The sequence below is a fragment of the Turicibacter sanguinis genome, from assembly GCF_013046825.1.
Taxonomy (GTDB): domain Bacteria; phylum Bacillota_I; class Bacilli_A; order MOL361; family Turicibacteraceae; genus Turicibacter; species Turicibacter sanguinis.
Map to the genome: position 1 here is coordinate 1,914,935 of NZ_CP053187.1, position 26,898 is coordinate 1,941,832.

A 26,898-nucleotide genomic window follows, 5' to 3' on the forward strand; every position below is an offset into this window, starting at 1 on the left:
ACAACTCAGGTTATTTTAAATGACGTCTTGGAATATTAAAGCGTAATTTACGTTCAATAGCATTTAATTCAAAGTCATCTTTTGGAGCAACGAATAAACAAGTATACCCTTCTTCACCAGCGCGACCTGTACGTCCGATACGATGAATATAAGTTTCTGGTGTTTCAGGGATATCATAATTATAAATATGAGTCACTCCACTAATATCAAGGCCACGTGATGCTACATCTGTTGCAATTAAATATTGTAAATTAGCCTCTCTAAATGACTTTAAAATACGCTCGCGTTTATTTTGAGCAATGTCACTGTGAATGACTTGGGTATTGAAACCACGTTGCTTCATTTTAGCGAATAATTGATCAGCACGACGTTTCGTACGACAGAAAATAATCGCTAAAAATGGGTTATCTTCTTCAAGAACTTGACAAAGTGCATCAGCCTTCCAACGATCCGTCGTTTCAACTAATTCTTGCTTAATACTTTCAACAGCAACTTTTTTAGCTTCAATCGTAATCATTGTTGGATCATATGAATAACGGTACGCTAGACGTTTAACGTTTGGTGCCATTGTAGCAGAAAAACATAAGGTCTGTCTATTTCTTGGCGTTTGACGTAAGATTTGATCCACTTCATTTCTAAATCCCATTAATAACATTTGATCTGCTTCATCAATAACAACAGATTTGACTTTATCTAAAGTAATCGTTTGACGTTCTAGGTGATCAATTAAGCGACCTGGCGTTGCGATAATCAGATGAATTGATTTTTTTAGCTTATTTAATTGAGAACCAATGTTGCGACCTCCATATGCGGCTAAAACATTAATGTTTCGAATTTCTGCTAGTTTATTAGCTTCTTCTGTAATTTGCAAGGCTAATTCACGAGTTGGTGTAATAATCAAAGCTTGTGTTGCTTCGATATCAGGTGAAATATTTTCAAAAAGTGGCAGTAAGAATGCTAATGTTTTTCCAGTTCCAGTTTGGGCTTGAGCAATGACATCTTTATAATTTTTAATTAAGGGATAGCATTGTTCTTGAATAGGAGTAGGTGAAGTGATACCAGATTTTTTTAAAACTTGAATCAGATCATCACTAACACCTAATGTTTTAAAGTTCATATTGAATTACCTCTCGTTGTTAAATTTATTACCTTAATCATACCATAGTCTGATAGATTTACCTAATTTTCAATTTAAAAAAAGACCATCTTACCTAGATGGTCAAAGAACGATATATATCTAACACTACCCTCAATAAGAATTCATTCCCCAATGAACCCTTATAAGACTATTTTAACTCTAAAATAATGATAAAAAAAGTGTTCATTTGCACACAAAAGGCGGATTAATCAATAAAGATGATGATAATTTACTAATAAATGCAATAAAATGTATGAAATAGGAGGTAAAACACAAAACAAAAGAAAAAATGTGTTAAACTTTGGTTAGTTGAGAATAGAAGAGAAATGGGCTGATACAGGGAGTGATCGTAGTGACTAGCATGAATCACAATATCAAATTATATTGCGATAAATTATTACAGGATGAATCATACATTTTAAAGCTAATGTCAATTTTAGGGGATCAAAAACGTGGAAAAAAATTATCTTTATCTGATTTAGAACAGATTTTAATCTTTACTAAAAAACATCAATTAAAATTAGCACAGGCCGGCATGCTTCATGTGGTAGCATGGTTCAGTGGCGAAGATGGGATATATGATATTGCGGTTGATTATTTGTTAGAGTCTTATCAGATTTATGAAAGTTTAAACGCAGTTGATGGAATGGTATCAGTATGTAATGCGTTAATGTGCGTGTATTTTCACACCGGACTATATACGGAGAGTCAAGAATGGGGAGTAAAAGGAATTAAACTTTCAGAAGGTTTAGAAGATCCAAAATATGTGGCTCATCTTTTAGGAAATACCGTGATTCATTATTTAAGATTAGAAAAATATAAAGAAGCTCGAGAAGTTCAAGAAAGAGTTAATTATTTAAACATTAACACAACGAAAATGAATGAGTTAGTTTTTTTACAAACGGAAGCAGAATTATGTTTAGTAGAGGGTAATTTGAAAAAATCTAAAGTCATCTTAGATGACGTAATCAAGAGATCTTATGAATTAGGTTATCCGATTGCATTTGCTGATTCATTCCGTTTAAAGGCACGACTGCTACATAGTATGGGGGATGAAGTAGGAAGTGACTTGAATTTTCAAAAGAGTGAAGAAATTGCGATTCAATATCAGTTAAAACAGGAAAAAATGAAGACGTATTTGGAATGGGCAAAAATCTGTTTGCAACAAAAGCGATATGAAAAAGCCGAGGATTATTTGCTAAAAGCTTATCAACAGGCCAATCGAAAAGTTGATCCACTCTTTTTCTCACAATTATGTGGGACATTGATTGAGTTGTATAAAGCAATCCATGATTTTGAAAAGGCGTTAAACTATTATGAAATTAAGTATGAGCATGAAAAAACGTTAGAATTAGCTAGAACTGAGTTATGGGGTAAAAAGTTAACACAGGAAATGTCTGCATATGAATTAAGAATTATTAAAACGCTATATGATGAACTTCAAATTATTTCATCGATTGGTCAATCCTTAACAACGAATTTAAGTTATAAGCAACTATTATTAAGAATTCACGATGAATTAGCTAACTTGATTAGTTCTAATGTCATGGCGATAACAGAATTAAATCAGGAAGAAGAAAGTTTAAAATATGCTATCTATATGCAAGACGGGGACTATGTGGATTCAGGGCATATCCAACTTGATGATGAAAATAGTTTAGGTGTCTACTGTATTAAACATAAAAAAAGTTTAATTATCCATGATCTTTTAACAGAGTACAAACACTATCATCTTGAAAAAGATAAAACCATTTTACTTCAGAAGGGAATACAATCCTTATTATGTTGTCCCCTACTCATTCAAGATGAGGTAAAAGGTTACATTACCATTCAAAGTTATGAGAAAAATCAATACTCAGAGCGTGATTTAAGCAAGTTAAGTATATTAGCATCTTACATTGCTATCGCGCTTGAAAATGCTAAATTATATAAAAAGGCAAATTACTTAGCTCGTTATGATGGATTGACAGGTCTAAATAATCGAGTTCAAGTTCTAAAAAAAGGGGAACAAATGCTTAAATCGGCTCACAATGATCGCTGCTGTGTTTTAATGTTAGACATTGATCACTTTAAAAAGATTAATGACACATTTGGTCATCTAGTTGGAGATGAGGTGATTCAAAAAGTAGGATTACTTTTAACAAAGAAAGTTAATTCAAATATTCATATCGGACGATATGGAGGAGAAGAATTTGTTATTTTCTTGCAAGGTTATACTGAGTCGAAGGCATTAGTATTTGCTGAGAAAATCAGAGAAGAATTGTTAACCCTTAGCGTAAAAAGAATAAAAGAGCACTTTCCTTCAATTACGGCTAGTTTTGGCGTTTATGAATACGAACAAGGTTCTTTATCTGCGGAAGAAGGCATTCATTTTGCTGATCTGGCTATGTATTATTCTAAAACGACAGGACGTAATAAAGTGACGCCGTACAGCATGCTTGAAAATAAGGAGACTATTGCTTAATTTTATTAAGTAGTAGTTTTTTTTATTAACCTTAAAAGACTCATCACTTAAGATTTATTTTAAATAGGCTTATACTAGAGTGTTGATGTGATAAAAGAAGGGGGCACATGCATAAGATTTAGTAAGGAATTTTATTACCTCTATGAGGCTTGATGGCAAAACGTGAGAGAGGTGCCTAATGAAAAAAAGTCACGGAATTGAAAAAGAAATTAAAAAACTTCGAATACATCTTTCACATTTACAAGAAAATAGCAAAAAAGCATCGCTTCATCTGTTAATGAATGAGGAAGCACTCATCCGAAAAAAAATTAAAATATTAAAACAACTACCAGATATGGAAGAATACGGGGGAGAAATTTTATATAATGACTATGTATTGTTATTAAACGATATTTCACGAAAAATCTTAAGTCATTACAATGAAGAAAATCAAACCGATTATAATTTTGAAGACCTCACCTCATCTTACAAAGAGGCTTTTATTAACAGTGGAATTTTATGTGTGCTACAAGGTATTTATCTTCCTAGATTAATGAATCATGATTTTCAATGCTATCTCCCAATTAACCCAAAAGATGAATATAAAAAAACGAGGCAAATGAAGCGAAAGTTTTATCTTCATCTTGGAGAAACGAATACAGGAAAAACTTATCATGCGATCGAGGCTTTGAAAAAATCTAAGCGCGGCATTTATCTAGCACCTTTACGTTTACTAGCTTTAGAAAATTATGAAAATCTAAATCAGTCTCAAATTCCCTGTCATCTTTTAACAGGGGAAGAAGAAATTATCGTCACGAATGCTAATCATATTAGCTGTACGATTGAAAAATTAGATTTGAATCAATTATATGATGTAGCCGTGATTGATGAAGTTCAGTTAATAGGCGATGTTATTAGAGGGGCGTCTTGGACAAAAGCAATCTTAGGATTAATGAGTCAAGACATTCATATTTGTGGTGCTTTAAATACAAAAAAATTATTAATTCAATTAATTGAGGATTGTGGTGAGGAATACGAGATAAAAGAATATTATCGGAATACTCCTTTGAAACTAGAGCAGACGCCGTATCAAATGAATAATCCTTCTGCTGGAGATGCGTTAATTGCTTTTTCTAAGAAAAAAGTTCTGGAGCTATCACGATATTATCAAGATCGAGGCTATAAAGTCAGTGTCATTTATGGCGATCTGCCACCTGAGGTGAGACGGTTACAATATTCGATGTTTAGTAGTGGAGAAAGTGAATTGTTAATTACAACAGATGCGATTGGAATGGGAGTTAATTTACCCATTAAACGTATTGTGTTTACGAGTTTAAAAAAATTTGATGGTGAAGATATTAGAGAGTTAACGTCACAAGAGGTCAAGCAAATTGCAGGTCGGGCTGGAAGGAAAGGAATCTATGAAGTTGGATATGTGACGAGTATCGATGAGTATTTGGGGAGGCTTCAAGAAAAATTAGAGTGCGAAGATCGATTGATTGAGAAAGCAATCATTGGACCGACGGAATTATTACTTCAAATAAAAGGGATTCCATTGATTGAAAAGTTAGCGATATGGTCTATGTATTATGACGAATTTTCGTATTATCAAAAAATGGATGTTAGCCATTATCTATTTATTTTAGAACAAATTAAGCCCTATAAATTATCGCAAAACGATCAATGGAAAGTGATGAAACTCCCCATTAATTTTACAAATCCAGAATTGTTAAATTTATTGTTGTTCTTTATTGAGGAAGTGTTTGTTGATGGGAACTTCGAATTAACTAAGCCAAAAATTCACTCAGAAGACCTCGATTTGTTAGAGATTCATTATCAAGAAGTTAATCTCTATTATAATTTTTCAAAATCATTTAATTTAATATTTGATGTGAATTGGGTATACCGAGAACGAGCGAAAATTAGTAAAAAATTAAATTATTTATTACACTGTCTTTAAATCAAAAAAAGAGCATTTATCTATGAGATAGATGCTCTTTTAACTATTAAGCGCGACTTAATTGCGTAATTTTTGTTTCAATTGGAGTTAAGAAGAATTGGATACAAGGTCCGATTAATAATGTTGCAATAATTGTTCCAAGACCTAATTTCCCACCTAACGTGAATCCAAGAACAACCAAGATAACATCAAATGTAATACGAACCCATTTATATTGCCACTTTAATTTATCGCAAATAATAATTGGTAATTGGTCTGTTGGTGCAACACTTAAATTAGCTGATTTTAAGATTGAGAATCCAATTGCAATAACAACACAGCTAATTGCAACGATAGCTAATCGAACGATTAAAGGTAATGATTCAATTCCAAGTGGATCGAATAATTGATTTAAAAGATCTAAAAAGGGTCCAGCTGTAACAACAGCTAAGAATGTTCCTAAACGAATATACTCACGCGCAAAAATTAAAATACCAACAAAGACAATTCCCATGAATAGCATGTTTGCTTGACCAACCGTGATGTGAAGAATATTTGATAAACCTTGCATAAAGATTGTGACTGAGTCTACTCCAGTATTTGATTTGATAAAGAATGAAACTCCAATTTGAATGATGAAGCATCCCACGATAAAGCATAAAATTCTAAAGATAAAATTTTTGAAATTCTTTTGTTTCATTATAGTCCCTCCGATAGTGTGTTTTACTTTTAGATAACGATTGATAAAAATGTGAATTTAAGACATGTTCTATATTCGAATTGCATGCGCTTTAAATTTATTAATTTCAGGTAATATCATACAAAAACAAATAGGAGTTGTCAATTAAAAAGTAAGCGAAAACATTGTTGCTATTATCAAATTTTATTTATTTTTTTAAAACAATGTGGAGGTTTAGTGTATCCGTTTTTATTATAATACCAATGTTTTTGATGTTTTTTTGCACGAAGTAAATGTGACAAAAAAACATATATTTTTTATAGAAAATTGCAGATAAAAATTAAAAAAACATTTCAAAAAAATTACAATTATTGTTAATAAAAGATTAAAATGGTAAAATTGATGTATGAGTTCGTACTATTTTTAGGGGGTAAAAATAACATATATTAAAGCGCCTTATTTTATATTTTGATCAGGTGAAATGAATGAATCAATAAAAAATAGTCAAAGATGAAGGTGAATCATGAGATAGAAAGAATAGTAGTTAGGAGGGGCATGAAATAATGAATATTCAAGGAAGGTTTTCATCATACTTAGATGAATATAATAAAATTACGATCTTAGTACCAAAGAGTTATTATGGAGGGGAAATTGCACCTTTTAGATTAGTTAATCTAATGAATCAGGAAGTACTCGAGTTAAAAGTAGAAGAAAAATTTGATTTTGGAAATGAGCTAAAATATATTTTATCGATTCAAGGGTTTGTTGAAGTAGGGCAAGAATATAGGGTCATGGATTGTTATAATAATGATAGCTATTTATTTTTAGGCTATATTGCGAGAACAGATGAATTCGATAAGCGTTTTTATTATACTGGAGACGATTTAGGAGCGACTTACTCTAAGACAATGACACGCTTTAAATTATGGGCGCCAACAGCGACACAAGTCCAACTAGTCCTTTATGAAGAGGATGTGACGCATTATCGCAAAATGAAACGAAGATCAAAAGGAATTTGGGAATTAACGGTTTATCAAGATTTAGAGGGATATCGTTATCGTTATGAAATCGTAAATAATCTCGTTAAACAAGAAACCATTGATCCATATGGCATCGCATCGACTGCTAATGCGACTTATAGTGTCATTATTGATCCCGCTTTATGCGAAACAATTAATCATGATATTAGACCCCAACTTAATCAACCAACAGATGCCATTATTTATGAACTTAGTGTCAGAGATTTTACAATTAATGATGAATTCATTAGGCATAAAGGGAAATATTTAGGCTTAACAGAATGGTTAGAAGGGAGTAATGCAGGACTAGATTATTTGAAAAAATTAGGTGTGACCCATATTCAATTACTTCCGATATTTGATTTTGAAGGTGTTGATGAATTAAATCCACAAAAAAGTTATAACTGGGGGTATAATCCTGTTCAATACAACGTTCCAGAAGGAAGTTATTCAACAGATGCCACGAATCCGTATGCTCGTATTAATGAATTAAGAAAATTAATTAATACACTACATGAAAATGGATTTGGTGTTATTATGGATGTGGTATACAATCACGTATATGAACGACGCACTTTTCCTTTTGATGCAATGGTTCCAACATACTTTTATCGCTATGACTATCAAGGAATGCCATCAGATGGAACAGGGTGTGGAAATGACTTAGCAACTAATCGATTAATGGTTCGCAAATTTGTATTAGACTCTGTAAAATTCTGGGTTGAAGAATATGGAATTGATGGGTTTAGATTTGACTTAATGGGGATTATAGATGTAGATACGATGAATGAAATTCATCAATTATGTGAGGAATTAAATCCATCGATTTTGATTTATGGAGAAGGCTGGGATATGAATACGCCACTTCCTCAAAATCAAAAAGCAGCTAAATTCAACGCTTATAAAATGCCTAAAATTGGACACTTTAACGACTCATTTAGAGATAATATAAAGGGTCATACTTTTAATCATCAAGAGCGTGGCCTAGCACTTGGAAACTTTGGATATGCGAATGTGGGAAAACAATTATTAGCAGGAAGTTCTGGATTAAGTGAAGGAGAAACGTATATGTTTTATCAACCTTCACAAAGTATAAACTACATTGAATGTCATGATAATCACACGTTATGGGATCGCATGCAACTTTCAAATGGTGATGAGAGTGATGAAATTCGTCAAAAACGTCAAATATTAGCGACAGCCATGGTTATTTTTGCGCAAGGGATTCCTTTTATCCAGTCTGGACAAGAATTCTTTAGAAGTAAAAAAGGAATTGAGAATAGCTATAATATGCCAGATGAAATTAATGCGATTAATTGGGAAGAGGCCAAATCACACCAATCAAGCATCGATTTGATAAGAGGATACATTCAAATTAGAAAGGCACATGGCGCTTTTAGATTTTCTAATTCTTTATTAGTAAAAAAACATCTTCGTATTTTTCAACATCATCATTCTGTGATAGAATATACTTTGAAAAATGTTAAAGAATATGGTGAATGGGACGAAATTCATGTCTTCTTCAATACACAAAATCGATCAGTAGAAATTCCGGTGATGACAAAAGGATTACAAATCATTGCAAATGCCTCTAAAAGTGGTTTAACCTCTTTAGGTGAAGTTGGAAATGAGCTTAGCATAGAACCTCTAAGTACAACGATTATCGTCAAATAAAGGAGATCCCACATGGAAGCAGATAAAGATATCATCAATCGATTAAAACGGGTCGAAGGACAAAATAGAGAAATGATTCGAATGATTGAAGAAGAAAAAGATTGTCGTTCGGTTATTCATCAAATGAATGCTGCTAAAACAGCCATTGATCGAGCCATTGGTTATACAGTGGCCAATCATCTAGAAAATAGTATTTAGCAGTATATTGAAGCAAAGAATAAAGATAATCAAGTATTAGAAGAGGCAATTGATTTGGTTATCAGAAGTAGATAGGGAAAAATCCTTAGCACTGCTAAGGATTTTTTATTAGAGAAATGGAGTGTTACGATGACAAATCAAGTAAACATCAAGATTTTAGGTGTAGAAGATGCTCTAATTTTAAATGCCATGCAAGTATTGAATCAGACATTTTTTACAAGTTCAACCATTAATGAATCAGAACAGCCGGACCTAATCTTTTATTATGAAGAAAAAAAAGAAGGAGATGAACTAATCGTCACAGGAACGTTAAATCAAGACGTTCAAACGATTCGTCGTCAACTTGAAGCAAATGAATCAAAGACACGTAAGTATGCCTATTTAGCCGTTTATTTACTCCTATTACAACATCATACCGGCCATATTCAGGCGTGGGGACTGTTAAACGGAATGCGTCCAACAAAACTGGTTCACGGAATGAAAAAACGAGGTTATTCCGATCAAGAAATTAAAGAATACATGCAGGCTGAATACTTAGTCAGTGATGAAAAAATCAATTTATTACTTGATGTTGCGAACCACCAATTAAAAGTTATTCCAGACTTACATACCATCCAAAATGAAATTAGTCTTTATATTGGAATTCCATTCTGTCCGACACGATGTGCGTATTGTACCTTCCCAGCATATGCACAAGAACCGTTCAAAAAATGGATTGAACCCTTCCTTGAAGCACTGCTAGAAGAAATTAAATTAGTTGGAGCGTTCATTAAAGAACGTCAACTCAAAATTACATCCATTTACTTTGGTGGAGGAACAGCAACTTCTTTAACAAAAGAGCAGTTTGAAAAACTATTAATCACGGTATATGAACACGTGGCTAATGCTTCTGAAGTTCGTGAAATCACAGTAGAAGCGGGACGTCCAGATACCATTACACCCGAAAAATTATCATTATTAAAAGAATATGACATCCATCGTATCAGCATTAATCCTCAATCATTTAATCAAGCAACGCTTGACAGTATTGGTCGCCATCATACGGTAGAAGATGTCATAGATAAATTTAAAATGGCTAAAGAATACGATTTTGATAATATTAATATGGACTTAATTGTTGGGCTTCCTGATGAAGGAGAAAAAGAATTAGCCTATACATTAAGTCAAATCGAAGAACTTCAACCTGAATCATTGACGGTTCATATGTTAGCCTTTAAACGTAGTTCAAAAATTACTCAAAATCGCGGGTTATATACGACAGCAAGTAAAGAAGAGTTAGAACGTATGAGTCGAATGACGTATGATTTTGCAAAAGAACAACAGTATTTACCTTATTATTTATACCGTCAGAAAAATATTTCCGCTAATATGGAGAACATTGGGTATTCCAAAGAAGGACATGAAAGCATCTATAATATTTTAATTATGGAAGAAGCTCAAAATATTTTAGGTCTTGGCGTTGGAGCTTCGAGTAAATACTTAATTGGAACGTCAGTTCATAATCCAAAAGACTTAAAAACGTATATTGATTCTTATCAAACGTATGCAACTAAGAAAATTGAAACGCTAATTGAAAGTTTAGAAATAGGTGATACCCATGCAAATTAAAGATTTAAAAGTAAAAGAAGTTCAAACCATCCAAGTGTTAATCAAATCTGTTAACGTCGCTAAAAATGCAGCGCAAAAATCATATTTAAGATTTGAATTTGTTGATCAAACGGGTACTATTTTCGCAAATAAATGGAGTGTTAAACCAGAAGAAATAACGCTATTTCATCCAGGCCAAGTTGTAAAGGTTAAAGGTCTTATTCAACTTTATAATACCCAAAAACAAATCAATATCGAAACAGTAGAGCCCGTAGAAGGGGATCTTGATATTTCTAAATATGTCATGGCCTCTGCTTATCCAGCAGATGTCTTAAAAAGCAACATCGAAACGTTTGTCAATCAAATGCAAGAGGGGTACTATAAAAATATTGTAAATGCCTTTTTAAGCAAATATGAGACTGAATTTTACCGTCATCCCGCTGCAAGTCGTATGCATCATGCTTTTATTTCAGGACTTGCACAACATGTCTATGAAATGTTGAAAATCGCAGCCGTGTATTGTGACATGTATGAGATGCTGAATCGAGAATTAGTGTATGCAGGTATTATTTTACATGATATGGGGAAATTATTTGAAATGACATGTGAAAATCTTGTCAGCACGGAATATACCTTAGAAGGGTTAATGGTGGGGCATATCAGCATGATGGTGTCACTCATTGATGAAATGTCTAAAGAACTAGAGTGCGAGGGAGAAGAATCTATCTTATTAAAACATATGATAATTGCACATCATGGTAAATTAGAATGGGGATCACCAAAAGAACCAATGATTGCAGAAGCAGAATTAGTTCATTACTTAGATGTTGTTTCTGCGAAAATGACGGCTCTTGAGACGGCTTTTAAAACTTGCGAAATTTCTCAAATGAGTGAACGGGTTCCTATGCTCGATAATCGCCGTTTTTATAAACACAAATAAAAAAAGACTGAGAAGGATTTAATTTCTTCTCAGTCTTTTTTTTATTCAGCGGCTTCTTCTGTGTTATCAGAAGCGTCTGTTCCTTCATCAGTTGTTACATCATCAGTTGTTACATCATCTGATGATTGAGTAGCAGTTTCTTCAGTTGTTGTGTTATCAGTTCCTTCTTCAGCAGATAAAGAATCTTGAATGTTAGCTACGATTGCATCATAACGTTTTTGAACTGATTCATCTGTGAATTTAACATTTGCTTCTGTACGATATTTAATTAAAATCGCTTCTAATTTTAATTGAGTATATTCTTCAGAGCGAATTGTTGTTTCTAATTCATCTTTTAAATCATCGAATGATGGCTTTTCATCTTCTGCATATTTGTAGATAACATGGTATCCATATTGTGTTTTAACGGGTTCTTCAGTGTATTCACCAACGTTTAAAGCAAATGCGGCATTTTCAAATTCAGATACCATTTGACCTTTTCCAAATGATCCTAAATCTCCGCCATTTGATGCTGAACCATCTTTACTATATTCTTTTGCTAATTCTTCGAATTTAGCTTCTTTATCTTCGGCAGCATCTAATTGTGCAATTAAATCTTTAGCTGTTTCTTCATCTTCTACTAAGATGTGACGAGCGCTAATATTTGGTGTGTATTCATTATAAGCAGCTTGTAATTGTTCGTCAGTAATTGGGTATTCAGCGGCGAAAGCAGCATCTTGTAAGGCAGCAAGTTTGAAGTAATTGAAGATTTCCTCATCGTTCATTAATCCGTATTGTGCCATATAAGCATAGTAGTTGCTTCCCCAGTTCACTTTAAACTCATCGATTAAAGCTTTAACCTCTTTCTCATCATAAGAGTATTTATCTTCTAATAGATGAGTATCAAGGATTGAGATTCCAGTTGATAATCCATAGGCAGGAACTAATTCATTATATAAGTCTTCAACAGTATATTCTTTTTCATTTGTTTTAGCGATTAAATCACTCTTAGTTTTGTTTTCAGTATAAGTTGAAGAGATTTCTTTGTATTGATCTTGTAAGAACGTATTATAGATTGTAAATCCAGCATCCTCACGCTCTTTAGCAAGGGCAGCTACAACAACTTCATCTGTCATTTTTTCTTTTACTAATGTTTCTGTAATTGAATCTTTTACCTCATCAAGCGTTGGAATTTCTTCAGTTGTAGCCTCTTCAGTTGTTGTTTCATCAGTAGTTGCTTCAGAAGAAGATTCCTCAATTGTTGTTTCCTCTTTTTTATATGTTTCGTCGTAACGCGCTTGAATTTCTTCATCTGTTACAGTAATTGATGCTTTAACAGCAGCTTCACGATATAAATTTAATGCTAAATATTCGCGAACCTCCTCTTCAGAATTGAATCCTTGAAGAGCTAAGAATTGATCGAAGTCGGAATAAATTGATTTATACATGTCAATCATTTGATCAATTTGAGTCGTATCAATCTCATATTTTGTTGATAAAACATCGTAATCCACTTGATTAAGTAGAGCTACAATTCCTCCAGTTTCAACCATGTCATTGAATAATTCTTGCTTAGTTACGTTGTATACATCTGATGTAATAAAATTCTCGTTACCATTTGGTAATTTAATGCTCACTTCATCTTTATTTGAACAGGCACCTAACGTTAAGGTTACGGCTAGTGCGGCTGCTGCAGCGAAGTACTTTTTCATCACTTTCACATCCTCTTAATTGGTATATTATAACGTTTTTAATGATAGCATTTTTCAAAATGGGTAACAATATATTTTTGGTAGGTTTTTGTGGAATTTCGGTAAAAACATAAACCAAATTATGAATTTACCATAGTATATATTAGCTCAGGAAACTTAGTGGGAAATTTGAAAGGAGTTGAGATTAATGTTCGGTAATGGTTGTGCATTTATCTTAGTATTATTCATCCTATTAGTTATCATCGGATGTGGATGCGGATGCGGATTTGGAGCTTTCTAATTAAGCTGTAAATCAATTCCTAGATAAAGAAAGTTTCAATGTTCTTTTCTTAAAAAGAACAAAAAATTAGTGATTATTAAGGGAGCGAACTTGTTATGTGTGGAAATAGCTGTGCATTTATTTTAGTCTTATTCATCTTATTAGTGATTATTGCATGCGGATGTGGATGCGGATTTGGAGCTTTCTAATCAGGCTTTAAATTAATTCCTAGATAAAAAGGTTTCAGTGTTCTTTTCTTAAAAGAACAAAAAATTAGTGATTATTAAGGGAGCGAGTTAGTTATGTGTGGAAATAATTTTGCATTTATTTTAGTCTTATTTATTTTATTAGTAATCATCGGATGCTGCTGTGGTGTTGGACTAGGTTGCTAACGATATAAATACGAAAAAATTTGTAAATGGTTAAAGTGTGAAGTGAAAATATCACCATTGTTTTCTATTAGAATGGGACAGAAGAGGGTGGTGAGGAAGAGACTTAACGAAAGTTAAGTCTCTTTTTTTGTAAAAGGTAACGCCTAATATAGTGTCTGACAATCATCATAACCTTATACTTTAAAATAAGAAAATGTTAAATTGAACAAAGGAAATGATCCTATTGATTGTGTTTTTAAATGGTATCTTTTGATGGGAAAGGGACTTTAATTATAAAGGCATGTTCTTTCGACATTTAAGAGTGGGAAAATGGAAGTATAAAACGATTACAAACAGAGATTGTGTGAAATATTACAGAATGAAAAAATAAATATTATTAATACGTGGATGGCACATTGCAAAGCAATAGGGGGTATCGTATAATCTCCTTGAAATCCAAAATAAAGGGGAGGTTATTATGGAACATACAAGCTTAACATCAGAGAATTTCAATAAGCTAGATGTGTTTATTCAATCACATTTAAGTGAGACGGAAGGGTTGATGCCAATTTTACATGAGGCGCAAGATATTTTTGGTTACATTCCATTAGAAGTTCAAAAGTTTATTTCAAATCGCACTGGGATTTCAGTTTCAAGAATTCATGGGGTCGTGACTTTTTATTCTCAATTTTCAACTGAACCAAAAGGTGAAAATGTGATCGGGGTCTGTTTAGGAACAGCTTGTTATGTAAAAGGTGCTCAAGCAATTTTACAGAAATTCAAAGAGGAATTAGGGATTGAACCTGAACAAACAACATCAGATGGAAAATTTTCATTGGTAGCTACAAGATGTATTGGTGCTTGTGGACTAGCACCGGTTATTACAATTAATGACGATGTTTACGGAAAGATGGATGCTTCACAAGTATCTAGTATTCTTAAAAAATACAACTAGTGAATTATTCAATTATGTAAGCGTTGTATTTTTTAGAAGGTAGAAATGGGGGAACATTGTTGAAAGTATCAACGATTATGAGTCTTCTAGATGCAAAGTGCTTCACTAAATTTCAATTAGATGATGAGATTGAGAGTGCTTTTGCCTGCGATTTGATGAGTGATGTTTTGGCATATGTTAATCAAGATATTTTATTGATTACTGGTCTTGCTCATGTACAGACCCTACGTACAGCTGAAATGTTAGATATTAAGTACATTGTATTTGTAAGAGGAAAGCAACCCAATCAAGAGATGATTGAATTAGCTAAACATCATCATATGATTTTACTAGGAACGCATTTAACGATGTATGAAGCAAGTGGAATTTTATATCAAGAGGGATTAGTTGGATTACAAGTCTGATGAAATGGCAGGGTGGCTAAATGAAGAATAATATACGATTTGTGTTTAAAGTAAAAGCAGATGATTTTTTGAATGCAGGAAAAGTATCGAGTGAAATTAAAAAATACTTGTCTCAGCTTGGGTTGTCTAGAGAACTGATTCGGAAAATTGTCATTTGCTCTTATGAAGCAGAAGTTAATTTAGTCATTCACTCACTGGGTGGAGACATTGAATTAGAAATTTCAAATTCAGCTATTCATCTATATTCTATTGATCAAGGTCCAGGCATTGAAAATATTAATTTAGCGATGAAAGCGGGTTTTTCGACTGCATCAGAAAAAGCCCGTGAAATGGGATTTGGTGCCGGAATGGGATTGCCGAATATGAAAAAACATTCAGATGAGTTTGAAATTAAATCATCGAATGGCGGAACATTTATTCGTATGACATATTTCATTCCTAGTTAGGAGGTTAATGAAATGAAAGGATATAATCATCGCATTAAAATAAACTTTGATGATTGTATCGGTTGTACACGATGTATGCGTGTTTGTCCTACGGAAGCAATTCGAATTGTCAATGGAAAAGTCAAATTAATAGAAGAAAAGTGTGTGAATTGCGGAGCATGTTTTACAACTTGCCATGTTCATGCCTTTGACTTAAAAAAAGAGCGATTAGAAGAATTAAATCAATATCCGTTTAATGTGGCTATTTTACCGATTGCGATTTATGGCATGATAAAAGATTTAGAAGATTTAAATATTGTGTACCAAACGTTATATGATATTGGATTCGATGCTGTTTTTGATAGTTCAATTGTTTATGAATGTTTAGGAGAAAAAATTGAATCTTATGTGACAAGTTGCAAGCTGTCTAATATGCCATATATTTTGACGCACTGTCCCAGTGTGGTCAAACTTATTCAAGTTAAGTATTCTGATTTGAATCATCATCTTGTTCCATTTGATTTTCCAATTGAAATTTGTGCCAAGTTAATTCGAAAAAGGTATGCAAAGCAACTAAAGATGAATCCAGATGAAGTCGGAATTAGTTATATCAGCGAATGTTTAGCTAATTATATGGAAATAAAACAACCGATCGGTAAAAAGGAATCTAATATTAATTTCGTCTTTTTACTTTCAACTATTTTCAAAGATATTTTAAAGCATATTGAAAATGATCCGCCTCAAACGCTGAATCACACGGTTTCTTTAAACGGAATTTTATGTGCTAAAGTAGGTGGGATTAGAAGAATTACCCAATTAATTGATTGTTTATCTGTTGATGGAATGAATCAAGTGGTTGAAATTTTAGAAAAATTAGATATGGGGCAATTGAATCATATCAATGTTTTAGAGTGTTATGCATGTGTAGGTGGCTGTGTTGGAGGGACATTCACACTTGAAAATCCATTCATTGCTAAGAGTAAAATTAATCGTCTCGTCAAAAGTGTGATTCCTTCAGATTCGTTGGAAAAACAAATGCTAAAAGAATTGTCTGATACCTATGATTGGGTATTTGAAAGTGAATTAGAGCATTTTGATATTTCAAAATTAGATGATGATTTCTTTACTTCATTAGTCAAATTACAACAGATTAATGACATCTATCATCAGCTCCCAAATATTGATTGTTGTGCATGTGGGTCACCTTCTTGTCGAGCTTTGGCGGAAGATATTGTTGCTGGATTAAAACGATTAGAGGATTGTATTGTTTTAACACAGAAAAAAAGAGGTGATAATGTTGACACTTAGTCAAGTTTTATTAGATTCAAGATTAACATTAATTTGTGGTGAAGATTTAGAAATAACACAGGTTGAAGGCTTTTATATTGGTGATTTATTGAGCTTTGTCATGGGAAAAGCGAAAAAAGGCCAGTTATGGCTAACCGTTCAAGCTCATCCTAATGTGATTGCAATTGCAAGTCTTTTAGAATTAAGTGGGGTTATTGTTTTAGAAGGGGTTAAAATCCCAGAAGAAACCATTCAATTAGCAAAAGAGCACAAGATAGCATTGATGCAAACAAATAGTAGTGCAGTTGAAATGATTCAAGCATTACTGTCGTTAAGTTAAAGAATGAAGCTGTACTATGACTTACATATTCATTCGGCCTTATCACCTTGTGCTGATGAGTCTATGACCCCAAATAATATTGTCTTAATGGCTAAAATTAAAGGTCTCGATATGATTTCACTGACCGATCATAATAGTGTCAAAAATATGGGACCAGTTGCTAAGATTTGTGAAAAAGAGAATATCTTATTTATTCCAGGTATTGAAATTGAGACCATTGAAGGAGTACACCTACTTTGCTATACCGATAGTTTAGAAGCGATGATGAAAATAGGGGAAGTTACTGAAAAACATCTAGGGATGATTGAAAATCGTCCTGAATTTTTTGGAACTCAGTGGGTCATGAATGAAAAGGATGAAGTGATTGAAAGGGTTAAACCACTGTTAATTCAATCGACCACGCTAACGATTCAAGATGTTATTAAATTGGTCCATGAAATAGGAGGTGTTGTCATAGCTGCGCATCTGAATAAAAGAGAACACAGTATTTTGACAAACCTAGGGTTCATTCCTCCAGATTTATTAATTGATGGTGTTGAATTAAATGCCTACGTTTTAAAAAAAGATAAAGCCTCGCCTAAATGGGGAGACTATTTAGTTTTTATTAATTCTGATGCCCATCAATTAGGCGATATCAGTGAAGCTGAAAATGTCATAATTTTAGAAAATAAGTCTCGCTTCGACTTTTTTTCTTATGTTAAGAAGGAGGAGAAATGAGAGATCTTTCCTTACACTTATTAGATTTAACAATGAACTCGATTCGTGCAAAGGCAACACTCATCGAAATTAAGTTCATTGAATCTAAAAAAAATGATCAACTCATCATGGTCATTAAAGATAATGGATGTGGCATGAGTCAAAAGATGTTAGAGCAAGTTAAAAATCCATTTTTTACAACCCGTACGACCCGAAAAGTTGGACTTGGGATTCCCCTTTTAATGGCGATGTCTTCAAGATGTGAGGGAGACGTCTTCATTCAATCTGAAATCGGGGTTGGGACTGAAGTGAGGAGTACAATCAAACTTAGTCATATTGATCGACCTCCTTTTGGTGAGATTCATAATACGATTGCATCTTTAATTTATTTAGAACCAAACATTGATTTTATCTATGAGCATCAAAATGATGAGTTAGACTATTTATTTTCTACGCAACTTGTGAAAGAAGTGATCAAGGATTTACCGATTAATCATCAAGAGGTGATGAATTGGATTAATAAAGAATTAAAAGAAGGGGATTTTGCCTTCACAACTTACTAATAGTAAAGGGGTTCTGATATGAAAACTTTAAAGGAATTAGAAGAAATCCGTGAAAAAACCTTAAAGAATTTACAATTGCGCGATCATGAAGGGAAAGAAGTTCGTGTGGTTGTTGGAATGGGGACTTGCGGTATTTCAGCAGGGGCACGTCCTGTTTTGAATGAATTAGTTAATGAAGTGAATCAAAGACATCTTGAACATGTCGTGATTACTCAAACAGGATGTATTGGAATGTGTACATATGAGCCGATGTTTGATGTTTTTGATGCATTTGGGAAAACAACTTATGTTCATATGACACCTGAAAAAGTTAAAAAAGTAGTTTTAGAACATTTAGTTAATGGAAACATCGTATCAGAATATACAATTGGTGCAGTGACGAACTAGTAAAAAATAGAAGGAGGGGTATAGATGCAGTTTTATCGGTCACATGTTTTGATTTGTGGGGGAACAGGTTGTACATCATCAAAATCAAAGGAAATTAAACATGAACTTGTTAATCATCTTGTACGGTTAGGACTTGATAAAGAGGTACAAGTGGTTATGACTGGGTGCTTTGGTCTTTGTGAAGCTGGACCTATCGTTATCGTTTATCCAGAAGGAACGTTCTATTCTAAAGTTCAAGTTAGCGATGCAGTACGTATTGCAGAAGAACACTTATTAAAAGGTCGTATTATTAAAGATCTTTTATTCAAAGAAGCTTTAGAAGAAGGTGAAATTAAAGCAGTTAATGAAGTAGAATTTTATGCCAAACAAACAAGGGTTGCTCTGAGAAATTGTGGGAATATTAACCCAGAAAATATCGATGAGTATATTGCACATGATGGATATCGTGCCTTAGGAAAAGCTTTGACTGAAATGACACCAGAACAAGTCATTGAAGAAGTTAAAAAATCAGGATTAAGAGGCCGTGGTGGTGGTGGTTTTACAACAGGTCTTAAATGGGAGTTTACTTATAAATCAAAATCAGATAAAAAATATGTGGCCTGTAATGCAGATGAAGGGGATCCTGGAGCCTTTATGGATCGTTCTATTTTAGAGGGAGATCCACACTCAGTTTTGGAAGCAATGGCTTTGGCTGGATACGCTATCGGGGCTGATACAGGATATATTTATGTTCGCGCTGAATATCCGATTGCTGTTAAACGGTTAAGCATTGCCATTGAACAAGCACGAGAATATGGATTACTTGGTCATGGAATTTTCGGAACAGATTTTAACTTTGATATTGAGTTACGACTAGGTGCGGGAGCTTTTGTTTGCGGTGAAGAAACAGCTTTAATTGAATCAATTGAAGGAAAACGCGGGATGCCAAGGCCAAGACCACCATTTCCAGCTGTTAAAGGGGTATGGGGAAAACCAACGTTATTAAACAATGTTGAAACTTATGCCAATGTTCCACTCATTATTTTAAAAGGTGGAGAGTGGTTCGCAAGGATTGGGACTGAAAAATCAAAAGGAACAAAAGTTTTTGCTTTAGGTGGAAAGATTAACAACACCGGATTAGTTGAAATTCCAATGGGAACAACATTAAAAGAAGTGATTTACGGTATTGGAGGAGGGATTCCAAACGGTAAAAAATTTAAAGCTGCACAAACTGGAGGACCATCAGGAGGATGTCTAACAGAAGAACTGTTAGATACAGAAATTGACTTTGATAATTTAGTGAAGCTTGGATCTATGATGGGATCAGGTGGAATGATTATTATGGATGAAGATAACTGTATGGTTGATATCGCAAGATTTTATTTAGATTTTACATGTGATGAGTCATGTGGAAAATGTACACCTTGTCGTGAAGGAACAAAACGCATGATGGAAATTTTAAATAGAATTACCGAAGGAAAAGGTGAGCTTTCCGATTTAGATGAGTTAGAACATTTAGCAGAATATATTAAATCAAGTTCTTTATGTGGACTCGGTCAAACAGCACCCAATCCAGTTCTATCAACACTCTCTCATTTTAAGGATGAGTATTTAGCTCATGTTGTTGATAAACGCTGTCCATCAGGGGTTTGTACGAAGTTATTAGAATACTTTATTACCGATAAATGTATTGGATGTGGAATGTGCGCCAAAGCCTGCCCAGCATCATGTATTAAACCGGTTGGTGAAGTAGTGAATGAAAAAACAGGACGTCGTCGTCATGTGATTAATAAAGTAGATTGCATTAAGTGTGGGGCTTGTATGGCTACTTGTCCACCAAAAATTAGTGCAATTGTAAAGCGATAGGGGGGATTAGAAATGGAATTAGTCAATCTCACAATGAATGGAATAGCTTTGCAAGTTCCGTCTCATTATACGATTTTAGAAGCTGCACGCGAAGCGGGAATTAAAATTCCAACCTTATGTTTTTTAAAAGATTTAAATGAAACAGGTGCTTGTCGAGTGTGTGTGGTTGAAGTAGAAGGGGCTCGTTCGCTTGTGACGGCTTGTAATATGAAAGTTTCGGAGGGAATGAAGGTTCACACTCATTCAAGTAAAGTGTTAGATTCAAGAAGAATGACGGTTGAGTTACTACTTGCTAATCATAATGTCGAGTGTACAACTTGTGTGCGAAATCATAACTGTGAACTAAAACAATTATCAAATGATTTAGGATGTACGGGTCGTCATTTTAAAGGGGAACGTCGAGAAACGATTTATCGAGATGATTCATATTCAATTGTGCGTGATACATCAAAATGTATTTTATGTGGACGTTGTGTTGCCGCATGTCGTGAAAAAGCAGGGGTTGAGGTTTTAGCTTTTAATCAACGTGGGTTCAAAACTTATATCGGTCCAGCGTTTGAAGCATGTATGGATGACGCAGGTTGCATTCATTGTGGACAATGTATTGCCGCTTGTCCAACCGCCGCATTGCAAGAACATTCAAATATTAATCAAGTTGTTGAAGCTATCAACGATCCAAATAAAATGGTTGTTTTTCAAGTTGCCCCTGCTGTTCGCGCAGCACTTGGAGAAGAATTTAATTTACCAATTGGAACATGTGTAACTGGAAAAATTGCGGCTGCACTTCGTCGTATTGGAGGACCAAGCAGTAAAGTTTTTGATACAAACTTTAGTGCTGACTTAACGATTATGGAAGAAGCTTATGAATTGGTTAATCGAATTCAACAGGGAGGAGTCCTTCCAATGATTACATCTTGTTCTCCAGGATGGATTCGATTGGCGGAACAATATATGCCAGATGTCTTACCACATCTTTCAACTTGTAAATCACCACAACAAATGTTTGGAGCTATTTTAAAGTCTTATTGGGCAGAAAAAAATAATATTGATAAATCATCGATCTATTGTGTTTCTGTTATGCCGTGTGTAGCTAAAAAAACTGAATTAAAACGTGAAGAATTAGCGGTTAATGGAATAGCGGATGTTGATGCATCCATCACAACGCGAGAATTGGCTCGAATGATTCGCATGTATGGATTAGATTTTAATGCATTACCAGATGAAACATTTGATCAACCACTTGGTGAATATAGTGGTGCTGGAACTATTTTTGGGGCAACAGGTGGTGTAATGGAAGCGGCCTTAAGAACAGCAGCAGATGTATTAAGTGGTCAATCTTTAGAACAAATTGAATATGAAGCAGTACGCGGTGTTGAAGGCGTTAAAGAGGCAACCTTAACCGTTGGCGATTTAACTTTGAATGTAGCAGTTATTCATGGTGGAAAACAAGCGCTTGAAACAGTGAATCAGTTATTAACGAGTGATAAACCTTACCATTTTATTGAAGTGATGGGATGTAGTGGCGGATGTGTTGCTGGAGGAGGACAACCTCATATTCCAGCTCACTTATTTAATAAAGGATTAGATATACGAGAAGAACGAGCAAAAGCTCTTTATGAAGATGATAAAGCCCAAGTCATTCGAAAATCGCATGAAAATCCTGTGATTCAAAACGTATATGCAGAATATTTAGGAACACCAAACAGTCATTTAGCTCATGAGTTACTACATACTCATTATGAGAAAAAAGACTTGTATATAAAAAAGTTAAACGAAACAAACTAATCAAGATTATAGTAAATACGAGTCGTATTTGATTATAATGTTTAAATGTTTTTATTTTAAAGCATATTCCTTTGATAGTTTTAAGAGTTTAGGTATACTATAACTGTAACCGAGATTTAATTGATTATGAAAAGTTATAATGTTTTAAATCAAAATTTGATGATATTAGCTGGAATAAAGGTTAGTAAATAGGTTTGTGACTAACGTTTATGCGGTATGGTATTAAATGTATAAAAATGAAATAAAAGCATTTTGCTTTCGTTGTTGATTAGTGTTAGGTATAGTATAATTGTATCGTGTATATATTACAAAATGTATTAAAATCAGGGAGGTTAATGTTATGTCTAAAGTGTTCCAATCAATGGATGGATGTCAGGCAGCTGCATATGTTTCTTATGCTTTTACAGAAGTAGCGGGAATTTATCCAATTACGCCTTCGACTCCAATGGCAGAATATACAGATTTATGGGCTTCACAAGGTAAAAAGAACTTATTTGGTGCGCCAGTTAAGCTTGTTGAGATGCAATCTGAAGCTGGGGCAGCTGGTACCGTTCATGGTTCTTTACAAGCTGGGGCTTTAACAACAACATATACAGCATCACAAGGTTTATTATTAAAAATTCCTAACATGTATAAAATCGCAGGGGAATTATTACCAGGCGTTATCCATGTTTCTGCTCGTGCTCTTGCTGCACAAGCATTATCAATCTTTGGGGATCACCAAGATATTTATGCAGCACGTCAAACAGGATTTGCGATGCTTGCAACAAGCTCAGTTCAAGAAGTGATGGACTTAGGAGGGGTTGCTCACTTAGCAGCTATCAAATCAAGTGTTCCATTCTTACACTTCTTTGACGGATTCCGTACTTCACATGAAATTCAAAAAGTTGAAGTAATGGATTACGAGGACTTAGGAAAATTATTAGATTATGACAAAGTTCGTGAATTCCGTTCACGTGCGATTAACCCAAACCACCCAGTAACTAAAGGGTCAGCACAAAATGACGACGTTTACTTCCAAACACGCGAAGTACAAAATAAATACTACGATGCAGTTCCTGGTATTGTAGCAGATTATATGGAAAAAATTTCTGAAATTACAGGTCGTCCTTATGCACCATTTATGTATTATGGAGCAGAAGATGCAACAGATATTATCGTTGCAATGGGATCAATTACAGAAACAATTAAAGAAACAATTGATTATTTAATTAAAACTGAAGGACGTAAAATTGGTTTAATTACAGTTCACTTATATCGTCCATTTAGTTCTGAATACTTCTTCAAAGTATTGCCAAGTACAGTAGAACGTATTGCAGTATTAGACCGTACAAAAGAACCAGGAGCACCAAGTGAACCATTATGTTTAGATGTACGTTCAATCTTCCATGGTCGTGAAAATGCACCAAAAATTATTGGAGGACGTTTCGGTTTATCTTCAAAAGATACAACACCTTCACATATTTTAGCAGTGTATGAAAACTTAGCTGGAGAACAAAAAGATGATTTCACAGTTGGTATTGTCGATGATGTAACATTCAAATCATTACCAATTAATAAAGAAATCATGGTATTAGAAGATCACGTAACAGAAGCTTTATTCTTCGGTTTAGGATCTGATGGGACAATCGGAGCTAATAAAAATACAATTAAAATCATCGGAGAAAATACTGACTTATATGCACAAGCATACTTTGCATACGATTCAAAAAAATCAGGTGGTTTAACACGTTCTAATTTACGTTTTGGTAAAGATGTGATCCGTGCTCCATATCTAGTATCAACTCCAAGTTTCGTATCTTGTTCAATGGATACATACATTGGTAAATACGATATGATTAGTGGATTACGTCAAGGAGGAACATTCTTATTAAATACTGTTCACTCTAAAGAAGAAATCGTTGAAATGTGGCCAAATAGTTTCAAAAAACAATTAGCAGAGAAAAATGCGAAAGTATACTTAATTGATGCCGTAACATTAGCTAAAGAAATTGGATTAGGACGTCGAACTAATACAATCATGCAATCTGCATTCTTCAAATTAAATGAGCAAATCATGCCATATGAAACAGCTCAAACATTAATGAAAAAATATGTTGAAAAATTATATTCACGTAAAGGTGAAGCAATTATCTCAATGAACTTCGCTGCTATTGATAAAGGAGCAGAGGGATTAGTTGAGTTAACAGTAGACCCAGCATGGGCCAACTTAACAGACGAAGAAGTTCATGTTGATGAAACTCGACCACACTTCGTAAAAACAATTGCTGATCCAATTAATCATAATGATGGAAATAATTTACCAGTTTCAGCATTCGTTGATTATGCTGATGGAACAATGGTAAATGGTTCTGCGGCTTATGAAAAACGTGGGATTGCAAACTTCGTTCCAAAATGGATTGAAGAAAACTGTATCCAATGTAATCAATGTGCGTTCGTTTGTCCTCATGCTGTTATCCGTCCATTCTTAGTGACTGAAGCAGAAAAAGAACAAGCTCCAGAAGGAACACGTACATTAAAAGCGATTGGAAAAGGATTAGATGGATTAGAATATTGTATCCAAGTTTCAACACTGGATTGTACAGGATGTGAAGTTTGTGCACATATCTGTCCAGGTAAAAAAGGAAATAAAGCCTTAGTTATGGTTCCAATTAGTGAAGAATTAGAAGCAGGACAAGCAGAACGTTCTGACTACTTCTTCAATAAAGTAACTTATAAAGATGATTTATTACCAAAAACAACAGTTAAAGGTGCTCAATTTGCTCAACCATTATTCGAATTCTCTGGAGCATGTGCTGGATGTGGAGAAACTCCATATTTAACATTAATGACTCGTTTATTCGGTGATCGTATGACAATTGCCAATGCAACAGGATGTTCATCAATCTATGGTGGTTCATTCCCAGCAACACCTTATACTACAAATGCTAATGGAGAAGGACCGGCATGGGCTAACTCATTATTCGAAGATAATGCAGAATTCGGATTTGGTATGCATGTGGCTGCTGAGACATTACGTAACCGTATTGGAATCATCATGGAAGAAAATATGGAAAACGTAGAAGCTGAATTAGCAGAATTATTTACGAAATGGTTAGATAACCGTCATAATGGTTCAGTAACAAAAGCATTAGCACCACAATTAGAAGTTGCTATTTCTTCATCAGCTAATGAAGCAGTTAAAGAAATTTTAGACTTAAAAGATTACATCGTTAAACAATCTAACTGGATTGTAGGTGGAGATGGATGGGCATATGACATCGGTTATGGAGGATTAGACCACGTTATCGCTAATAATGAAGATGTTAACATCTTAGTATTAGATACAGAGGTTTACTCAAATACTGGTGGACAATCATCTAAATCTTCTCGTGCCGCTTCAATTGCTAAATTTACTGCGGCTGGTAAATCAGGTAAGAAAAAAGACTTAGCAGCGATTGCAATGTCTTATGGACACGTATATGTTGCTCAAATTTCTCATGGTGCTAGCCAAGCTCAAGTATTAAAAGCATTCATGGAAGCAGAAGCTCATGAAGGTCCATCAATTATCTTAGCGTACTCACCATGTATCGCTCACGGTATTAAGGGTGGATTAGCTAATAGCCAATCTCAAGCTAAATTAGCAACAGAATGTGGATATTGGCCAACATATCGCTTTGATCCAAAATTAATCGATCAAGGTAAAAACCCATTAACAATCGATTCTAAAGCACCAAACTGGGATAAATATCAAGACTTCTTAATGAGTGAAGCTCGTTATGCTCAAGTTACAAAAATCAACCCTGAGCATGCACAACGCTTATTAGATGAAAATAGAAAAGAAGCACAACGTCGTTATCGTCAATTAGAACGTATGGCTGCTCTTGACTATTCAGAAGAAGCAATTGAAACAAACGAATAATATAGATGAAACAGGTCAGTTAATCTGACCTGTTTTTTTATGTCTAATCGAAGGTGAAGCTTTTATAAAACAGGATAGAAAATAGCCAAGATGGTCTCAGACTTAAAGGATATATTAGAAAGGAAACGTAGAATGTTTATGTATTGAGAATTATTTTGTTAGGGCAATGTATCGCATAATAAAACGACAAAGGTGAACAAAAAACTACAAAAAACAAATAAAAACCAAAAATAAACCGCTTTCATATAGTTTGTGTGTAACGGGTTACTAAAAAATAATATGAATTAATAATCATCTGACAAAAGACGCTAAAATCAAACGTTTAGTCGTGTTAGGATTATGAGGTAATAAAGAGGGTCATGGAGGAAATGA

General features: G+C 34.0%; 22 protein-coding genes. 19 read left to right on the top strand and 3 right to left on the bottom strand.

Annotation, left to right across the window (positions count from 1 at the left end):
- Nucleotides 1–10: 10 nt before the first annotated feature.
- On the bottom strand, nt 11–1,117 hold the full coding sequence (locus HLK68_RS09245; protein ID WP_132942659.1) for a DEAD/DEAH box helicase: 1,107 nt from the start codon (nt 1,115–1,117) through the stop codon (nt 11–13).
- Nucleotides 1,118–1,499: 382 nt separating this feature from the next.
- Here HLK68_RS09245 and HLK68_RS09250 point away from each other — a divergent pair, with 382 nt between their 5' ends.
- Together HLK68_RS09250 and HLK68_RS09255 are read left to right on the top strand one after the other, a co-directional pair.
- A complete protein-coding gene (locus HLK68_RS09250; protein ID WP_238843649.1) occupies nt 1,500–3,602 on the top strand; it encodes a sensor domain-containing diguanylate cyclase in 2,103 nt (700 codons plus the stop codon).
- Between the two features lie 178 nt (nt 3,603–3,780).
- On the top strand, nt 3,781–5,541 hold the full coding sequence (locus tag HLK68_RS09255) for a helicase-related protein (protein WP_006785681.1): 1,761 nt from the start codon (nt 3,781–3,783) through the stop codon (nt 5,539–5,541).
- Nucleotides 5,542–5,587: 46 nt separating this feature from the next.
- Here HLK68_RS09255 and HLK68_RS09260 read toward each other — a convergent pair whose 3' ends face one another.
- On the bottom strand, nt 5,588–6,220 hold the full coding sequence (locus HLK68_RS09260; protein ID WP_006785682.1) for a YczE/YyaS/YitT family protein: 633 nt from the start codon (nt 6,218–6,220) through the stop codon (nt 5,588–5,590).
- 542 nt (nt 6,221–6,762) lie between these two features.
- Between HLK68_RS09260 and pulA the strand changes: the two genes are divergently transcribed.
- From pulA to HLK68_RS09280, 4 genes are all read left to right on the top strand, one after another.
- Nucleotides 6,763–8,892: a type I pullulanase gene (pulA, locus tag HLK68_RS09265; protein WP_132942660.1), complete on the top strand. Its 2,130-nt coding sequence runs from the start codon at nt 6,763–6,765 to the stop codon at nt 8,890–8,892.
- Between the two features lie 12 nt (nt 8,893–8,904).
- On the top strand, nt 8,905–9,090 hold the full coding sequence (locus tag HLK68_RS09270; protein WP_006785684.1) for a metal-sensing transcriptional repressor: 186 nt from the start codon (nt 8,905–8,907) through the stop codon (nt 9,088–9,090).
- A 129-nt stretch (nt 9,091–9,219) separates the two neighbouring features.
- The gene (gene hemZ / locus HLK68_RS09275) at nt 9,220–10,698 is read left to right on the top strand and encodes a coproporphyrinogen dehydrogenase HemZ (RefSeq protein WP_006785685.1); all 1,479 of its coding nucleotides are present in this window, start codon (nt 9,220–9,222) and stop codon (nt 10,696–10,698) included.
- Nucleotides 10,688–11,617 (top strand): 3'-5' exoribonuclease YhaM family protein, encoded by a 930-nt coding sequence (locus tag HLK68_RS09280; RefSeq protein WP_006785686.1) that lies wholly within the window; start codon nt 10,688–10,690, stop codon nt 11,615–11,617. Before hemZ ends, HLK68_RS09280 begins: the two co-directional genes overlap by 11 nt.
- Before the next feature lie 41 nt (nt 11,618–11,658).
- Here HLK68_RS09280 and HLK68_RS09285 read toward each other — a convergent pair whose 3' ends face one another.
- Nucleotides 11,659–13,308 carry a peptidylprolyl isomerase gene (locus tag HLK68_RS09285; protein WP_055165092.1) on the bottom strand — a complete coding sequence of 550 codons (1,650 nt, stop codon included), beginning with the start codon at nt 13,306–13,308 and terminating at the stop codon, nt 11,659–11,661.
- A gap of 187 nt (nt 13,309–13,495) precedes the next feature.
- Between HLK68_RS09285 and HLK68_RS09290 the strand changes: the two genes are divergently transcribed.
- The 13 genes from HLK68_RS09290 to nifJ all read left to right on the top strand — a co-directional run bounded on the left by HLK68_RS09290 (nt 13,496) and on the right by nifJ (nt 26,526).
- Entirely contained in the window at nt 13,496–13,588 is a 93-nt protein-coding gene (locus HLK68_RS09290; protein WP_081448248.1) for a YjcZ family sporulation protein, read from the top strand.
- A 281-nt stretch (nt 13,589–13,869) separates the two neighbouring features.
- Entirely contained in the window at nt 13,870–13,959 is a 90-nt protein-coding gene (locus HLK68_RS09300) for a YjcZ family sporulation protein (RefSeq protein ID WP_081448250.1), read from the top strand.
- Between the two features lie 457 nt (nt 13,960–14,416).
- Nucleotides 14,417–14,893, top strand: coding sequence for an NADH-quinone oxidoreductase subunit NuoE family protein (locus HLK68_RS09305; protein WP_006785688.1), 477 nt, complete (start codon nt 14,417–14,419; stop codon nt 14,891–14,893).
- A gap of 59 nt (nt 14,894–14,952) precedes the next feature.
- Nucleotides 14,953–15,297 (top strand): hypothetical protein, encoded by a 345-nt coding sequence (locus HLK68_RS09310; protein WP_006785689.1) that lies wholly within the window; start codon nt 14,953–14,955, stop codon nt 15,295–15,297.
- Nucleotides 15,298–15,317: 20 nt separating this feature from the next.
- Nucleotides 15,318–15,743 (top strand): ATP-binding protein, encoded by a 426-nt coding sequence (locus HLK68_RS09315; RefSeq protein ID WP_006785690.1) that lies wholly within the window; start codon nt 15,318–15,320, stop codon nt 15,741–15,743.
- A 12-nt stretch (nt 15,744–15,755) separates the two neighbouring features.
- Complete coding sequence (locus HLK68_RS09320; protein WP_006785691.1) at nt 15,756–17,030, top strand: [Fe-Fe] hydrogenase large subunit C-terminal domain-containing protein; 1,275 nt, start codon at nt 15,756–15,758, stop codon at nt 17,028–17,030.
- Nucleotides 17,017–17,349: a hypothetical protein gene (locus HLK68_RS09325; RefSeq protein ID WP_229040068.1), complete on the top strand. Its 333-nt coding sequence runs from the start codon at nt 17,017–17,019 to the stop codon at nt 17,347–17,349. The genes HLK68_RS09320 and HLK68_RS09325 overlap by 14 nt, the downstream gene beginning before the upstream one ends.
- Before the next feature lie 3 nt (nt 17,350–17,352).
- On the top strand, nt 17,353–18,066 hold the full coding sequence (locus HLK68_RS09330; protein WP_006785693.1) for a PHP domain-containing protein: 714 nt from the start codon (nt 17,353–17,355) through the stop codon (nt 18,064–18,066).
- Complete coding sequence (locus tag HLK68_RS09335) at nt 18,063–18,608, top strand: ATP-binding protein (RefSeq protein ID WP_006785694.1); 546 nt, start codon at nt 18,063–18,065, stop codon at nt 18,606–18,608. The genes HLK68_RS09330 and HLK68_RS09335 overlap by 4 nt, the downstream gene beginning before the upstream one ends.
- A gap of 18 nt (nt 18,609–18,626) precedes the next feature.
- Nucleotides 18,627–18,995: a (2Fe-2S) ferredoxin domain-containing protein gene (locus HLK68_RS09340; protein ID WP_006785695.1), complete on the top strand. Its 369-nt coding sequence runs from the start codon at nt 18,627–18,629 to the stop codon at nt 18,993–18,995.
- Between the two features lie 24 nt (nt 18,996–19,019).
- Nucleotides 19,020–20,840 carry an NADH-quinone oxidoreductase subunit NuoF gene (nuoF, locus tag HLK68_RS09345; protein ID WP_006785696.1) on the top strand — a complete coding sequence of 607 codons (1,821 nt, stop codon included), beginning with the start codon at nt 19,020–19,022 and terminating at the stop codon, nt 20,838–20,840.
- A 12-nt stretch (nt 20,841–20,852) separates the two neighbouring features.
- Nucleotides 20,853–22,625, top strand: coding sequence for an NADH-dependent [FeFe] hydrogenase, group A6 (locus tag HLK68_RS09350; RefSeq protein WP_006785697.1), 1,773 nt, complete (start codon nt 20,853–20,855; stop codon nt 22,623–22,625).
- Between the two features lie 340 nt (nt 22,626–22,965).
- Complete coding sequence (gene nifJ, locus HLK68_RS09355; protein WP_006785698.1) at nt 22,966–26,526, top strand: pyruvate:ferredoxin (flavodoxin) oxidoreductase; 3,561 nt, start codon at nt 22,966–22,968, stop codon at nt 26,524–26,526.
- Nucleotides 26,527–26,898: the final 372 nt, after the last annotated feature.

Excerpts from the sequence above, each read along its gene's own strand:
- HLK68_RS09245 (WP_132942659.1), bottom strand. The coding sequence starts at position 1,117 with ATGAACTTTAAAACATTAGGTGTTAGTGATGATCTGATTCAAGTTTTA.
- HLK68_RS09250 (WP_238843649.1), top strand. The coding sequence starts at position 1,500 with ATGAATCACAATATCAAATTATATTGCGATAAATTATTACAGGATGAA.
- HLK68_RS09255 (WP_006785681.1), top strand. The coding sequence starts at position 3,781 with ATGAAAAAAAGTCACGGAATTGAAAAAGAAATTAAAAAACTTCGAATA.
- HLK68_RS09260 (WP_006785682.1), bottom strand. The coding sequence starts at position 6,220 with ATGAAACAAAAGAATTTCAAAAATTTTATCTTTAGAATTTTATGCTTT.
- pulA (WP_132942660.1), top strand. The coding sequence starts at position 6,763 with ATGAATATTCAAGGAAGGTTTTCATCATACTTAGATGAATATAATAAA.
- HLK68_RS09270 (WP_006785684.1), top strand. The coding sequence starts at position 8,905 with ATGGAAGCAGATAAAGATATCATCAATCGATTAAAACGGGTCGAAGGA.
- hemZ (WP_006785685.1), top strand. The coding sequence starts at position 9,220 with ATGACAAATCAAGTAAACATCAAGATTTTAGGTGTAGAAGATGCTCTA.
- HLK68_RS09280 (WP_006785686.1), top strand. The coding sequence starts at position 10,688 with ATGCAAATTAAAGATTTAAAAGTAAAAGAAGTTCAAACCATCCAAGTG.
- HLK68_RS09285 (WP_055165092.1), bottom strand. The coding sequence starts at position 13,308 with ATGAAAAAGTACTTCGCTGCAGCAGCCGCACTAGCCGTAACCTTAACG.
- HLK68_RS09290 (WP_081448248.1), top strand. The coding sequence starts at position 13,496 with ATGTTCGGTAATGGTTGTGCATTTATCTTAGTATTATTCATCCTATTA.
- HLK68_RS09300 (WP_081448250.1), top strand. The coding sequence starts at position 13,870 with ATGTGTGGAAATAATTTTGCATTTATTTTAGTCTTATTTATTTTATTA.
- HLK68_RS09305 (WP_006785688.1), top strand. The coding sequence starts at position 14,417 with ATGGAACATACAAGCTTAACATCAGAGAATTTCAATAAGCTAGATGTG.
- HLK68_RS09315 (WP_006785690.1), top strand. The coding sequence starts at position 15,318 with ATGAAGAATAATATACGATTTGTGTTTAAAGTAAAAGCAGATGATTTT.
- HLK68_RS09320 (WP_006785691.1), top strand. The coding sequence starts at position 15,756 with ATGAAAGGATATAATCATCGCATTAAAATAAACTTTGATGATTGTATC.
- HLK68_RS09325 (WP_229040068.1), top strand. The coding sequence starts at position 17,017 with ATGTTGACACTTAGTCAAGTTTTATTAGATTCAAGATTAACATTAATT.
- HLK68_RS09330 (WP_006785693.1), top strand. The coding sequence starts at position 17,353 with ATGAAGCTGTACTATGACTTACATATTCATTCGGCCTTATCACCTTGT.
- HLK68_RS09335 (WP_006785694.1), top strand. The coding sequence starts at position 18,063 with ATGAGAGATCTTTCCTTACACTTATTAGATTTAACAATGAACTCGATT.
- HLK68_RS09340 (WP_006785695.1), top strand. The coding sequence starts at position 18,627 with ATGAAAACTTTAAAGGAATTAGAAGAAATCCGTGAAAAAACCTTAAAG.
- nuoF (WP_006785696.1), top strand. The coding sequence starts at position 19,020 with ATGCAGTTTTATCGGTCACATGTTTTGATTTGTGGGGGAACAGGTTGT.
- HLK68_RS09350 (WP_006785697.1), top strand. The coding sequence starts at position 20,853 with ATGGAATTAGTCAATCTCACAATGAATGGAATAGCTTTGCAAGTTCCG.
- nifJ (WP_006785698.1), top strand. The coding sequence starts at position 22,966 with ATGTCTAAAGTGTTCCAATCAATGGATGGATGTCAGGCAGCTGCATAT.